The sequence below is a fragment of the Deefgea piscis genome, assembly GCF_013284055.1.
GTDB lineage: Bacteria > Pseudomonadota > Gammaproteobacteria > Burkholderiales > Chitinibacteraceae > Deefgea > Deefgea piscis.
In genome coordinates, this window is record NZ_CP054143.1 from 1,382,316 (window position 1) to 1,396,375 (window position 14,060).

A 14,060-nucleotide genomic window follows, 5' to 3' on the forward strand; every position below is an offset into this window, starting at 1 on the left:
GATTGAGAAGCTATCTTAGTTACAGGTGCGCCCCTGCACCTCCCGCTTTTCCTCCCTGAGCGGGGCTTCGTTGATTCGAAGCATATATATGGCCCCGATCAGGTTTTATTTAGGTCGGGGTTTCTTTTTTTTGTCAGTTTCATCCTGAATATGGCTGCAAATGCCAACACCTCACGTTATTAGCCTTGTCTAATATCAGTCACGCCCTTATGATTTTCCTCTACGTATAAACTGTTTATCAGTTCACCTGCTCATCGGTGTACTATTTGTTCGCGCTGAGTCTGACACGAATTTTTCGTTGTGAGCCAGTCATGAGGATTCACGAATGTCTAGTCTTGCTGGTATTAAGGTCATGGTTATCGATGACAGCAATACGATTCGACGCAGTGCTGAAATCTTTTTGGGGCAAGCAGGTTGCACTGTTATTTTGGCTGAAGATGGGTTTGATGCTTTAGCAAAAATTACAGACAACAATCCGGATGTCATCTTTGTTGACGTCATGATGCCACGCTTAGATGGTTATCAAACTTGCGCCTTAATTAAAAAAAATCCGCGTTTTAAATCAACCCCTGTCGTGATGCTGTCGTCAAAAGATGGTTTATTTGATCGAGCGCGCGGCCGCATGGTGGGATCTGATGAGTATTTAACCAAGCCATTTACCAAAGACAGCCTATTGGCTGCTGTAGGCACTTACTCAAGCGCAACTTAATTGAAACTAACGGACTTAATTTATTATGACGATCAAAAAGATTCTGATTGTTGATGACTCGCCAACCGAGCGTCATTTTCTAGGTGAGCTACTCACTAAAAATGGATTTCAAATTATTACTTTGGAATCCGGCGAAGAAGCGGTGAGCCGTACTAAAGAAATCATGCCAGATTTGATTTTGATGGATGTGGTGATGCCAGGAATGAATGGTTTTCAAGCGACCCGTACCATTTCACGCGATGAGCCAACAAAAAATATTCCAATTATTATGTGCACGTCAAAAAATCAAGAAACCGATATGGTGTGGGCAAAGCGCCAAGGTGCAACTGAATACGTGGTTAAACCGGTTGATCCACAAGAGTTACTCAATAAAATCGCCGCCCTATAAGGCTTAATCACTGAGGGCGTACGATGGCAAAAAGAAAAAGCGAAAGAGTGAGTCTGCGTGACTACCAGCAAGGGGTGATGCAGCGCTTACAGAGCGCCACGACTGTGGCGCAGGTCGATGTACGATTAGGTTTGCAAATTGGTAATGACCATTGGCTGGTTGATTTAGGCGATGTGTCAGAAGTGATGCCAGTACCGATGATTGCGGGCGTGCCATTAGCGCATTCATGGTTTAAAGGTGTGGCCAATATTCGTGGTAATTTAGTGAGTGTTGTTGATTTGCCTGCTTTTTTCGGTCAATCCCATCAAGGTTTTACTCAGCTTGCACGCTTAGTTCTCTTGCCATCGCGCCATCTGCCGCACGCCTCTGTCTTGGTCAATAAAATGTTAGGTTTAAAGCATTTGTCTGATTTAGAGGCTTTGCCCTTAGATGCTAGCGCCGCAGCATGGGAAGGGGGGCGATACAAAGATGCTACTGGTCAGGTTTGGCGAGTGTTGGATGTCGTGAAATTAGTCAATGAAGCTGCATTCTTGCAGACAGGTATTGCATAAAAAATCAAAAGTCACTCAGGGGTGGCGTGGGAGGTATCATGGCAGTGATGGAGCGCATCAGGGGCTTGTTTTCAGGTAGCGATACCGCAGGTAAATCGCAACAAAGCGAAAACAAAAAAGCATTCGATCCATCTAGAACCACTTGGTTTCTAGATAAAATTCGTTTACCCGAAGGTGATGATCTTAAAGCACTGAAGCCAACGCCATTGATTGGCCATTTGCCTGCTCGGCAGCAAATGGCTATTTTCTTGCTGACCATGGTTTTGGCCATTATTTTATTTGCAGTAACGGCATTTCTGTCATTTCGCTCAAGCAGCATTAATGCCAGTAACCAAGCCACTGCAACTGAAATGCAAATGTTATCGCAAAGGATTGCTCGTGCATCGACACAAGCTATTCGCGGCGATGCGGAAGCGTTTAAAGTGTTGGATGAATCCTACAATAACTTTAATGATGATTTAAATAAGCTAATGAATGCCCGCAATCCTTGGAATTTCTTTCAAGTTTCAGGTGCTGAACAATTAGCTCAAATTGATTCCGTTTGGAATACCTCATTTCGGCCAAATCCAAGTCGGCCTACCGTTGATACTATTTTGAAGCAAAAAACGGCACTCATGTCGATTGGTCAGAGTGTAGAAGGGATTAATAGTAATGATGCAAAATTGTTAGAGTTAACCCAACAATTTGCTTCTTTACTTGCGGATGGCGGCGGTACTTTACGTGAATTAGACTACGCCAATCAATTAGCGATGTTGTCGCAAAGAACCTCAAAAAATGCCAATGCAATGTTGGCGAGTGAACTGATTAATCCAGAAGTAGTGTTTTTACTTGGCAAAGACGTTTCGACATTTAATGAAATTGTAAAATCGTTTCTCGATGGTAATCCAGAATTAAATATTCGCCCGGTTTCTACTACGGAGATGGTCGATAAGCTTGAGCAAATCTCGGTCTTATTTAAAGACTTTCAAGTGGTGGTAAGTGCATTTTCTAAAAATATGCAGCCCTTGGTAAATACCCGTTTGGCCAATCAAGCGATTGTTCGCGATTCAGAAAAATTACTGACTGATAGTAAAGCATTGGCTGAGCAATATCACAATTCAGTCGGTGGCATGATTGTGGCTGCAGTTGAGACGGTATTCATTTTTATTGCACTCGCTTCACTCTTATTATTAGTGCGGGTATTTAATCAAGAATCAGTAAAACGTCGTTTAGCTTCGGAAGCTGAAAACCGTAAAAATCAGGATGCGATTTTACGCTTGCTCAATGAGATGGGTGATTTGGCTGACGGTGACTTAACGATTCGTGCTTCGGTGACAGAAGATTTAACGGGGGCGATTGCCGATTCGATTAACTTTACGATTGAAGAATTGCGTAATTTGATTACCGGTATTAACCGAGCGACAGAGAAAGTGAATGCTTCATCGGCTGAGGCGCAAAGTATTTCCACCGAATTATTGTCTGCTGCAGAACGCCAATCGAAAGAAATTGAAACCACAAATTACAACGTGGCGCAGATTGTTAACTCAATTCAAGGTGTATCAAGTACCGCTGCTGAATCGGCAACGGTGGCGCAATCGTCTCTGGCTGCTGCAGAGTCAGGCGCCGAGGCGGTAAATAACCAAATTCAAGGTATGGGTGAGATTCGCGAGCAAATTCAAGAAACCGCCAAACGAATTAAACGCTTGGGTGAATCGTCACAAGAGATTGGTGAAATTGTTGAATTGATTTCCGATATTACTGAGCAAACCAACGTCTTGGCATTGAATGCGGCAATTCAGGCGGCAGCAGCCGGTGAAGCTGGTCGTGGCTTCTCGGTGGTGGCTGAAGAGGTTCAGCGTTTGGCTGAACGTTCGGGCGAGGCCACCAAGCAAATTGGTGCAATTGTAAAAACCATTCAAGCTGATACGCACGATGCCGTGGCCGCGATGGAATTGTCTACTCAAGGTGTGGTTGAAGGGGCTAAGTTGTCTGATGCTGCAGGTAGTGCGTTGTCAGAGATCGGTAAAGTTTCGCGTGAACTGGCCCGCTTGATTAGTTCAATTGCGCATGAAACCGAAGATCAAACACTGTTGGCGAGCAAAGTGAGTAACACGATGCGCGACATCTTGTCGATTACTGAGCAAACCACCGCAGGTACTCAGCAATCGGCGATTGCAGTGGGGCAGTTAACTGGCCTAGCCGCAGAGCTAAAAGCATCGGTTTCTGGTTTCAAACTGTCTTAATTAATCTCCAGACCGGCCTGGCCGGTCTTCTTCATGGAGCCCCGCCATGAGTGTGCATACTGAATTTGATAAGGGCTCTTTGTTGTGGGTCAAAGCTGAAATTGACAGCACTTTGGCTCGTGCCAGTGATGCACTTGAGCAATACCGCAGCAACAAAGATACCGCTGTATTAAAACACGCAAAAACGCATTTGCATCAAGCCTATGGTGCGCTCGATTTGGTCGAGTTAACTGGTTTGGCACGTTTTTGTGATGAAGTTGAGCAAGTGCTGCTGGTGCTTGAGCAAGGTGAGCATGACGAGATCGGCTTGCCTTTGGTATTGCGGGCGATTGAAGAAATTGGCCAATATCTAAATCGTTTAACGATCGGGATGCCCAATATCCCCTTGGCCTTATTGCCGACCTTTCGTGAGTTAGCACAATTACGTGGCGCCAGCGCATCCGGTGCCGAGCTGTTTTTCCCGCAATTTGTTTTAAGCATGCCACCAGGCTTGCCGCAAAAGCATGCCACTGCCATTGAAATGAGCAGTATTGTGAAGCAGCAGCGCAGTCGTTATGAACGTGCACTACTGCGGTGGGTGAAAGGACAAAAAGAAGTCGGCCCAGTGATGGCCGCTAGCTTGGCTGAGCTGGCTAAATATCAAACCAGTACCTTGCCGCGACATTTTTGGTGGGCAGCTGCTGCCGTGGTGGATGGTTTAAGCAGCAATCGTGCTGAGCTTGATCTTGATCCGCAGCAAGTCGTATTGCGGCTTAATTTGCAAATCCGGCGTTTGGCAGAAGGCTCAAGCAAAGTCGCTGAGCGGCTATTTCGCGATATTTTATATTTATTGCCGCAACTTGATTGTGATAGCGCCCTTGCGCATCGCTTGGCGCAATCATTTGCATTGGCTGATTTATTTCCCAATGCACAAACAATTATGTCGCCAGAAAGCATGGCAGCAGAGCAATTGGCTCGCACTTTGCGTGATGACTTAACCATCGCCAAAGAATCTTGGTCGCGAGTTGCTGCTGGGCAATTAGATAAAGCCAGCACGGTTAAAAATCTGCTGCAACAATTGGCACAAAAATCCAGTCAGTTACAAATTCATGGTTTAGATGCCTTATGGCAAGGCTTATTGCCTGCGGTGATGCAAGCGCAATTGAGCCAAGATTTAGCGCTTGAAATCGCTACGGGTTTATTACTTGCTGACAATGCGCTGGCGATTTACCCGAGTCAGGCCGATGATTTTATTGAGCAAGTCGATGCTTTATTGCTGCGTTTAATTGATCCAAGTGCCGTTAATGAATTGCCGCATTTAGATGAAATTAGCCGTGAAGCGCAAGATCGCTTGTTGTTGTCGCATTTAGCCATTGAAATGCACAGCAATTTGCAAGGCATTGAAGACATCTTGGATGGTTTTTTCCGCGATCCAAGCGAGCGGCAAACACTCAATGATATTGAGCCGATGCTCCGTCAGGTGCAAGGCGCGCTGATGATGTTGGATCGGCAAACGGCGGTTGAATTAAGCCATGAGTGCTTACAAAGAATTATTCAGCACGCGAATCACGACACCAGCCCAGAGTTGCATCAACTTGAAGAGCTGGCTGAAGCCTTATCAGCGCTGGGCTTTTATGTGGATGATTTGGCTCAGGAGCGTGATGATGAGGCGGCACTGCTACCGGCATTATTACGTTTAACAGGGCGCACTGCAGCACCGGCCGAGGTGGATGAGCGCATTGCATTGGAAGCTGAGCCCGAGCTCGCGACACCCGAGGTGGCCTTGCCAATGGCTGCGCCAGCGCCAACGGAAGTGGCATTGCCAACGTCTGAAGCGGCAATGGATGCTGAGTTACTCGAGGTTTACCTCGAAGAGGCGATTGAGGTGCTGGCGGCAATTGAAATCCAGCAAGCCTTATTGCATCACAACCCGCATGACCGCGAAGCGTTCACAACGATACGTCGTAGCTTTCACACGCTCAAAGGTAGCGGCCGGATGGTCGGCTTGTATCAACTTGGCGAAGTGGCTTGGTCGATTGAGCAATTACTCAATAAATGGCTGCAATTGGATAAGCCTGCTTCGCAACGTTTATTATCTTTGCTCGACTTTACGCACCAAGCTTTTGTCGATTGGGTGGATCAATTACAGAAAACGGGGGTGGTTGCCGTTGAGTCCGCAGCGATTGAGGCCGAAGCACTCGCGCTGCGTCATGAGGCTGATCTGCCTGAGAAAGGCCATGAATCATTGCCTGAAACGGCAATTGAAGTGGATATTGCCCCCGCTGCCGATATTCAAATTGGTCAGGTATCTGTCTCTGCCACCTTGTTTGCGATTTTCTGCGAAGAGGCGCGTAAATATTTAGTGGCTTTATCGCACGGCGTAGAAGTGCTCGCCGAGTCGGGAGAGGTCGAGTCACAATTTGTATTAGCGGCCCATACCCTGGGGGGGATTGCCTCTACAGCAGGCTTTAGACCTCAAGGTGAGCTGGCATACGCTTTAGAGCATGCCTTGCAAAATGGCGCGCAAATTAATCGCGAGCAAGTGCCATTATTTGCTGATGCCGTGCAAATGCTCGATCGCATGATGCAGGATATTTTTGCTGAGCAAGCACCATGTACCGCTGCAGACTTAATTGCACGCTTAGTGGCCTTGCATGCAATGGCCGATGAAATCGAGCTCAGTGATGATGGCGAAACGCTAGAGCTCGATGCCATTGGCGATGAAATTTCATTCGCGTTAGATGCCACGACCGAGCCAGTTGTGGCGCCGCAGTTTGATGCCTTGCTGAGTGATATGGCGGTGGCGAGCACAGAAGCACCGCTACTCGATCTACCGGAACTTGAATTAACTTGGGATGCCGAGCCGCTCGAACAGCTAACCGCGCTGGAACGAATGGATGAGCCAGTAACGCTAGATCTGCCAGAGCTCGCCGATGATTCGGTTGAACCGGCATTGCTCGATTTAGCGCCGGCGGCAGCCGATTTGGCTGTGACCGCAGTGGGTGATACGGTTGATTCGCTGTTGTTGGGGACTGATTTTGTTGCTGATTTGTCGACTGAATTAATCGACTCAGATTTACCCTTGCTTGATCTAATCTTGGCCGAAGATACTCTGCCGGAAACGGAAACGGAAACGGAAACGGAAACGGAAACGGAAACGGAAACGGAAACGGAAACGGAAACGGAAACGGAAACGGAAACGGAAACGGAAACGGAAACGGAAACGGAAACGGAAACGGAAACGGAAACGGAAACGGAAACGGAAACAGCAACAGAAGCCGAAGCCGAAGCCGAAGCCGTCAGCCTTGCGCCAACGGATGAGGTTATCGAACCTGAGTTGGATGTCTTAACACAATTAATGAGCGTGCCCGAGGCCTTTGTTGCCACGGATTTATTGGATAATTTGGCGCAGGCCATTGACGGTGATGAGCCCGATACCCCGCTGGCGCAGTTAATGTCTGCCGATGATGCTCTCAATGCGGCGCGTGCTGAACTTGATGCGATCTTGGTCGATGAAATCGACGAGCAATTGTTGCCGATTTTCATTGAAGAAGGCGAAGAGCTGCTACCGCAATTAAGTAATGCGCTGCGTTTACTCAATACGGCTGAAAATACGCCAGCCACCTTGCAGCAATTAAAACGTACTTTGCACACCATTAAGGGCAGTGCCCGGATGAGTGGGGCAATGCGGATGGGTGAGGCGGCGCATCGGATGGAGTCGCGTCTGGTTGAAGCGGCCACAGTGAATGCCGAATTGCTGGCGCGATTAGACAGTGATTACGATCTGATTCAAGCGCTATTTGCTGAGCTTTCACAACCGGCGAAGCGAGAAGAAGAAGGTGTGGTCGTCTCAACTGGCGCGGTAGCGACCATCCCGAAATTGTTGGCCGCAGCTGAAACCGATAATAAAACGGTGATTCGCGTTAAATCCGAATTGATTGATCAATTGGTCAATCAAGCCGGTGAAGTGGCGATTTCGCGTACGCGGATTGAAGCGGAAATGTTGATGTTTAAGAGCTCCTTGCTCGATTTAACTGAAAACGTGATGCGCTTACGCACTCAGCTGCGCGAGCTTGAAATTCAAGCTGAAACGCAAATGCAAGCGCGGGAAAAAGAAGTGCAAGAAATGCACGCCAGCTTTGATCCTTTAGAGTTTGATCGCTTTAGTCGCTTGCAAGAATTAACCCGTTTTATGGCCGAAAGCGTCAATGACGTGGGAACGGTACAACAAAGTTTATTAAAAAATCTCGACGAATCATCCGCTGCCTTGCTGGCGCAATCGCGAATGACCAAAGAGTTGCAGCAAAGCTTGATGCGGGTGCGTATGGTGCCGTTTGCCAGCGTATCGGATCGTTTGTATCGCTTAACCCGGCAAGCCGGTAAAGACGTCGCTAAAAAGGTCAACTTGGAATTAACCGGTGGTCGCGTTGAAATCGACCGCGGCGTACTCGATAAAATGATTTCGCCTTTTGAGCACATGCTGCGTAATGCGATTGGTCATGGTTTGGAAACAACTGAAGAACGATTGGCACTAGGTAAGGGTGAGTTTGGCGAGATTAGTATTGAGGTTCGCCAAGAAGGCAATGAGTTGGTTCTGGTCCTAAAAGACGATGGTCGTGGTTTAGACTTAGTTCGCATCCAGCAAAAAGCCATTGCTTTAGGTTTGATCAGTGCCGATCAAGTGGTCTCTGAAAACGATCTATGCCAGCTGATTTTTGAGCCCGGTTTTTCAACTGCCGCTACTGTGACTGCGATTTCAGGCCGAGGCATTGGCATGGACGTGGTTAAAAATGAAGTCAGTAATTTGGGCGGCAAGATTGATGTGTCAACCCAAGCTGGCCAAGGCACGACGTTTGTCATTCACTTGCCATTAACGTTGGCGGTGGCCCAAGTGCTGTTGGTGAAAGCGGGCGAGCGCTTGATTGCGATTCCATCGGTGATGGTGGAGCAAGTACAAGAACTGAAAGCCGAAGCATTGGCGCGAATTTACGATAATCGTGAGCAAGAATGGATGGGACAGCGTTATCGCTTTGCCTATTTGCCGCGATTATTAGGCGACAGTAAGGCAATCCCAGAGCAAAAACGCTATTCGACCGTGGTGTTATTGCGCTCAGGTGCCGAGCGTATAGCCATCCATGTGGATCAATTGGTTAAAAACCAAGAGGTGGTGGTCAAACCGATTGGGCCACAATTGGCGCGGATTCCGGGCGTGGTAGGGGCGACGGTGCTCGGTACTGGTGAAATTGTGATGATTATGAATCCGCTCGCCTTGCAGGCTCAAGCGGCGCATATTCAGGCGCAACAAGCGACTGAGCGCATGCAGCATCAAGCGCAGCCAACGATGCCCGAGCAGCTGTCGACTGCGCCGGTCGTGATGGTGGTCGATGATTCGCTCACCGTGCGTAAAATCACTGGGCGCTTATTGTCGCGTGAAGGCTTCCAAGTGGTGACGGCCAAAGACGGTGTGGATGCCTTGCAGCAATTGCACGATGTGAAGCCGGCGGTGATGTTGGTGGATATTGAAATGCCAAGAATGGATGGCTTTGAGTTAACGCGCAATGTACGCGTGGCTGACGACACCAAGCATATCCCAATCATTATGATTACCTCGCGTACCGCTGAAAAGCATAAAAAATATGCGTTTGAGCTGGGGGTCAATGCCTATCTTGGCAAGCCGTATCAAGAAGATGAATTGCTGGGTTTGATTCGTAATTTTGTGAGTGCCGCAGCGCAATAAACTGCATCGCGACTGCCAATTAAAAAAGCCCTTCGGGGCTTTTTTAATTGGCTTTAAATGCGTGCGCTTTGAGCTTGTTTGGCCATTACATGCTACTGCGTAAATCAATTAATACTTGATCAGCAGCGTTAATGCGGATTAAGCCAAGGCGTGGATATTCCAAATCAATAATGACGTAGACCGTTAATGACATCACGGCAGCAAAAGACACAATATGCAGCCAGCGGCGATGTTTATTGTTCGACATATCAAAGCCCACCAGTAATGCACTGACGAGTGCTAATAGGGGCAGCAGCAGAAAAACAATCAGCGGGGGATGATTGTCGAGGGCCTCTGCTCGAGTGGTGGTGATGTCAAACATGGCGTTCAGTGCATCGGGCAAAATTAAATCTAAATTGGGACGCGCATCCACTAAGTCATAGCTGGCTGTTGCGCTTTGCCAGATTTGTTGTTGCAAAGCCGCCGTTTGGGCGTGGGCTTGCTGCGTTGCGACGCGATCTTCGTTGCGGCTATAGCTTGAAATCCGTACGTCGATATAGCGTTTAAATAGCGATTTGAGTTCAATTTGCGCGCGGCTGGGCAGTAAATCAAGACGTAAATAAGCCGTGCCAATGGCATTAGCTTCGGCGGCAATCAGCTGACGATGTGCTTCAAAACGCGTGGCAGCACCAGAAAATGAAAACGCCAAAATCAAACCCAATAGGGCAAAAATGGCGCTTTCCGATGCGCCAAATCCCTTGGGCATGCCAGGCTCTTTGCGTAATTGCGCAACCCCCATTCGCCGACCGATCTCAACACAGAGCAGCATTCCCAAAAATAAACTCAAGGCCAAAGCACTGGCGATCCATTGTAGGTACATGCTGAGTCTCCATCATTTTAATGGGTATATTGCTACATTCTATGTTGGGTATTGTTTGGCGTTATATACCCTTATTGATAATCGGGTAAGCCGTAAGCTGTCAGGATGAAATCAAAGCGGTTGCTGTCCATCGGTTCTGCAACAAAAGCTTGGATTTTTTCGATTCTGGGCGCATCGAGCAGATACGATAATTTCATTTCTGGGTCGGGCTGATCTTGCTCGGCGGCAAATAGCTCAAATAAAAATGCAACAGGTACGGTTTCGGCGATGGCCAAATGGCCAATAAATGCGCCTTCCATGCCTTTTTCCCAAACTTCGATGGCACGAACTAGTTTCATAATGCTCTCTGTAAGTAATCGAATCAGTGGCCGATTATACCTGCGCTCAGTACGGCTATCAGGAGTAATCCACTTTCGCAAATTTCAATGCCCGCACCTAAGCAGTCGCCAGTCACGCCGCCTAGTTTGGCTTTGAGCCATTGCCGGTAGCCGAGTAATACCAAGGGGGCCAGCAGTAGTGCCGGGCTAAATACCGCCGCACCAATTAGTAATGCGAGCCACCAAAACAGCGCCAATAACCGCGGATTTTGCCAAGCAAATTGCTCAGCCATACCGGGCGCTAACGCCGGTAGCGTTTGCCAGCAAAATACGCCGCTGCGCGCCCAAGCAGGAATCAAAATGAGCGCGGCCCATTGTTGCTGGCGGATCAATAGCATTAGCAAGATGAGTTTCAGCAAACATTGCATGATGAGCGAGAGTACGCCAAAGCTACCCAGATGCGGATCTTTGAGTACCGCTAAAAATCGCGCCGGATCACGATGCGCCGCACCTAAACCATCGGCCATATCGGCTAGACCATCTAGATGCAAGCCACCGGTAATCCAAACCCAGATCAGCAAACCACAGATGGCCGCCAACCAAGGGTCAACCAGCGCCGTGAAATACACAGCAGTCAATAAAAACGCGCCAATTAGCGCGCCAACGGCAGGAAACCAAGCGACGGCTTGCGCCAAAAGTTTGGGATCAAAATTGGGGATGGTTGGCGTTGGAATTCGGCTTAAAAATTGCACCGCTAAGGCCGGAATTCGCCAGTCAAAGCGCCACATTAGCGTGCGTCCGGCAAATGATTTTGGATGCCTAAAATCATCGGTGGCCAATCTTGATCCCACCACAGCGTAATGCAGCCCGCCGGGGCTAGCCAAAATTGGCTATGCCTTGCGGCGGGTAAACCCAGTGCGCTGAGCAAAATCGCTTTGATTGTGCCTTGATGGGCAATCAAAACCCGGTGCTCGGCTTCGCCGCTGGCAATCCAAGTATTGAGTGCTGTTTGCACCCGCAGATTAAACGCATCCCACGTCTCACCACCGGGTAAAGGGTGGGCGGCGGGATCGTGTTGCCAAGCATCCCAAGCGGCGTGTTCTGCAGCGCTCCAATCGGCTTTGGCTTTGCCGTCGATGCTGCCCAGATTCATTTCATCAAAGCCGCGCTCTAAATGCAGCGCAATGCCGAGTGACATCGCGGCATCAAGGGCAAAATCAGCCGCGCGGGCCAAGGTTGAGCTGGCAATCGCATCGACCGGATGGGCGGACAGCTCGGCCCAACGCGCCGCTAATTGCTCGCGCCCTAAGGTCGAAAGCGGAGGATTGCTGTGGCCAAAAATAGCCTGCTCAGCTCCTTGGGCAACGCCATGACGGATCAGCGTGAGGCGAAAAGCCATTACATTGCTCCAGCGGCGACACCGGCCTCAGTAAAGGTGGCCATTTCGCGGTGTAAAGTGAGTGCTGATTGTAATAGCGGTAAGGCCAAGGCTGCGCCACTGCCTTCGCCTAAACGCAGACCCAGATCGAGTAGCGGTGTTAAGTTCAGCGCCGCCAGTGCGGCGCGGTGGCCTTGCTCTTGCGAAACATGGCTGGCCAACAGCCAATCGGCGACTTCGGGCTTGGCTTTGACGGCGACTAAAGCCGCGGCGGTGGTGATAAAACCATCGAGTAAAATCGGAATTCCGGCTTCAGCGGCGGCGGTGTAATAGCCAGCGAGTGCGGCGATTTCTAAACCACCGACTTCACGCAGCCAATCGAGTGGGCTATGGGCGCCTGCCGCTTTGGCGCGGGCCAATGCGTCGTTAACGACTTGGATTTTATGCTGGCGTGCGGCAAGCTCAATGCCGGTGCCAAGGCCGACAATCTCATCAGCGGCGTGATCGGTGAGTGCGCAAATCAACGCGGCGGCGGCGGTGGTATTGGCAATGCCCATTTCGCCACCGATTAATAAATTTTTGCCATTTTCAATCGCATGCAGGGCACTGCCAGCGCCGATTTGCCAGGCTTTTTGGCACTGCGCTTCAGTCATCGCTGCCGTGACGCGTAAATTGGCCGTGCCAGCACACACCGGGCTGCGAAACAGCTTGCCTTGGCTATTGATCGGATTGGGGTAGTCATGTTTGACACCCACATCAATCACATTCAGCGAGGCTTGGTTTTCTCGTGCCAAAACGCTAATGGCAGCGCCACCATGCATAAAATTGACCACCATTTGTGCTGTCACTTCGGCAGGAAAAGCCGAAACACCTTCGATTGCCACACCATGATCGGCAGCAAAAATGCAAATTGCAGGTTGGAGGCGTTTAGGAATGCTTTGTGCTGTGCGGCCAGCAAACCAGATGGCGATATCTTCTAAGCGACCTAAGCTACCGAGTGGTTTAGTGAGTTGGCTTTGTCTGGCTTGTGCAGCGAGGGCGATGTCGTTGGCGATGGCTTTCATTGCGTGATCCAATACAAGATCGCCTGACTTTAACGGCTCGCACAAGACTGAGCAAGTTTGTTGATCAAGCTTTTAGTGCTGGTGCTTGCAGGTGGCGTAGCAAAGTGCGGATCAATGCTTAAAAACGGCAGCAATCACTGAGATATGAATTAGACCTTGGGGATAACGGGGATCGAGGCGGGGAAGGCCTCAATCCGATCAACGCCCATTTTTTTGGCAGTTTGCAGTGCCGAATCAGCCGCGACTAAAATGTCTTCAAAGGTTTCGGTTTCCATATCCAGCGCCGCAAGCCCGATGGTAATCGAAATATAAAATTCGGCTTGATTGGGTAGCGTGATGGGGATTTGCTTGACCTTGCTACGTAGCCGTTCAGCCACCACCATCGCGCCTTTGTAATCCGTGTCGGGCAGCACTAAAGCGATTTCTTCGCCAGAATAGCGGCCGACTAAATCAAAGTCTCGCACCGATTTGAGCGCGCATTCGGCCAAGCGTTTCAGCGCCAGATCACCAGCCTGCAAGCCATGAGTGGCATTGATTTCGGCGCAATGGTCCATGTCGGCGATCAACACGGCCATTTTGCTTTGGCTACGCTGGGCACGATTCACTTCGCGCGCCGATAGCGTAAATAAATGGGGGCGTTGATATAATCCGGTGAGTGAATCACGTAATTGTTGTTCTGATAATCGTTGGCGCAATTGGCGTACTTTATTGGCCTGAAGTAATAGACCGACCGCCAATCCTATACATAAGGCAATAATAATAGACATAGAATTAAACCTTAAGTCGGTAAGCAAAACATAGTCAAATTGCGGCGTCGCAGCGCTTTAATGGCTTGCTCTCGGTTGTGTTTAATAAA

Annotated in this window: 11 protein-coding genes; 5 read left to right on the forward strand and 6 right to left on the reverse strand. The window is 49.1% G+C overall.

Annotated elements, in window-relative coordinates:
* The first annotated feature begins 325 nt into the window (after positions 1–325).
* From pilG to HQN60_RS16500, 5 genes are read left to right on the forward strand one after another with little or no spacing between them, the layout of a single operon-like run.
* Positions 326–709, forward strand: a complete 384-nt coding sequence (gene pilG, locus HQN60_RS06725) for a twitching motility response regulator PilG (protein ID WP_173532918.1) — start codon at positions 326–328, stop codon at positions 707–709.
* Positions 710–734: 25 nt separating this feature from the next.
* Entirely contained in the window at positions 735–1,097 is a 363-nt protein-coding gene (locus HQN60_RS06730) for a response regulator (protein ID WP_173532919.1), read from the forward strand.
* A gap of 23 nt (positions 1,098–1,120) precedes the next feature.
* Complete coding sequence (locus HQN60_RS06735) at positions 1,121–1,648, forward strand: chemotaxis protein CheW (RefSeq protein WP_173532920.1); 528 nt, start codon at positions 1,121–1,123, stop codon at positions 1,646–1,648.
* A 38-nt stretch (positions 1,649–1,686) separates the two neighbouring features.
* Positions 1,687–3,870 carry a methyl-accepting chemotaxis protein gene (locus tag HQN60_RS06740; RefSeq protein WP_254456691.1) on the forward strand — a complete coding sequence of 728 codons (2,184 nt, stop codon included), beginning with the start codon at positions 1,687–1,689 and terminating at the stop codon, positions 3,868–3,870.
* A gap of 46 nt (positions 3,871–3,916) precedes the next feature.
* Positions 3,917–9,586 (forward strand): hybrid sensor histidine kinase/response regulator, encoded by a 5,670-nt coding sequence (locus tag HQN60_RS16500; RefSeq protein WP_173532921.1) that lies wholly within the window; start codon positions 3,917–3,919, stop codon positions 9,584–9,586.
* 85 nt (positions 9,587–9,671) lie between these two features.
* On the opposite strand, the gene HQN60_RS06750 is transcribed toward HQN60_RS16500, so the two are convergent.
* The 6 genes from HQN60_RS06750 to HQN60_RS06775 all read right to left on the reverse strand — a co-directional run bounded on the left by HQN60_RS06750 (position 9,672) and on the right by HQN60_RS06775 (position 13,971).
* Positions 9,672–10,445 (reverse strand): bestrophin-like domain, encoded by a 774-nt coding sequence (locus tag HQN60_RS06750; protein ID WP_173532922.1) that lies wholly within the window; start codon positions 10,443–10,445, stop codon positions 9,672–9,674.
* Between the two features lie 71 nt (positions 10,446–10,516).
* Positions 10,517–10,783, reverse strand: a complete 267-nt coding sequence (locus HQN60_RS06755; protein WP_173532923.1) for a hypothetical protein — start codon at positions 10,781–10,783, stop codon at positions 10,517–10,519.
* Between the two features lie 23 nt (positions 10,784–10,806).
* Positions 10,807–11,550: an adenosylcobinamide-GDP ribazoletransferase gene (gene cobS, locus HQN60_RS06760; protein WP_173532924.1), complete on the reverse strand. Its 744-nt coding sequence runs from the start codon at positions 11,548–11,550 to the stop codon at positions 10,807–10,809.
* Complete coding sequence (locus HQN60_RS06765) at positions 11,550–12,161, reverse strand: histidine phosphatase family protein (protein WP_173532925.1); 612 nt, start codon at positions 12,159–12,161, stop codon at positions 11,550–11,552. Before HQN60_RS06765 ends, cobS begins: the two co-directional genes overlap by 1 nt.
* Complete coding sequence (cobT, locus tag HQN60_RS06770) at positions 12,161–13,204, reverse strand: nicotinate-nucleotide--dimethylbenzimidazole phosphoribosyltransferase (protein WP_173532926.1); 1,044 nt, start codon at positions 13,202–13,204, stop codon at positions 12,161–12,163. Before cobT ends, HQN60_RS06765 begins: the two co-directional genes overlap by 1 nt.
* A gap of 149 nt (positions 13,205–13,353) precedes the next feature.
* The gene (locus HQN60_RS06775) at positions 13,354–13,971 is read right to left on the reverse strand and encodes a GGDEF domain-containing protein (protein WP_173532927.1); all 618 of its coding nucleotides are present in this window, start codon (positions 13,969–13,971) and stop codon (positions 13,354–13,356) included.
* Between the last annotated feature and the right edge of the window lie 89 nt (positions 13,972–14,060).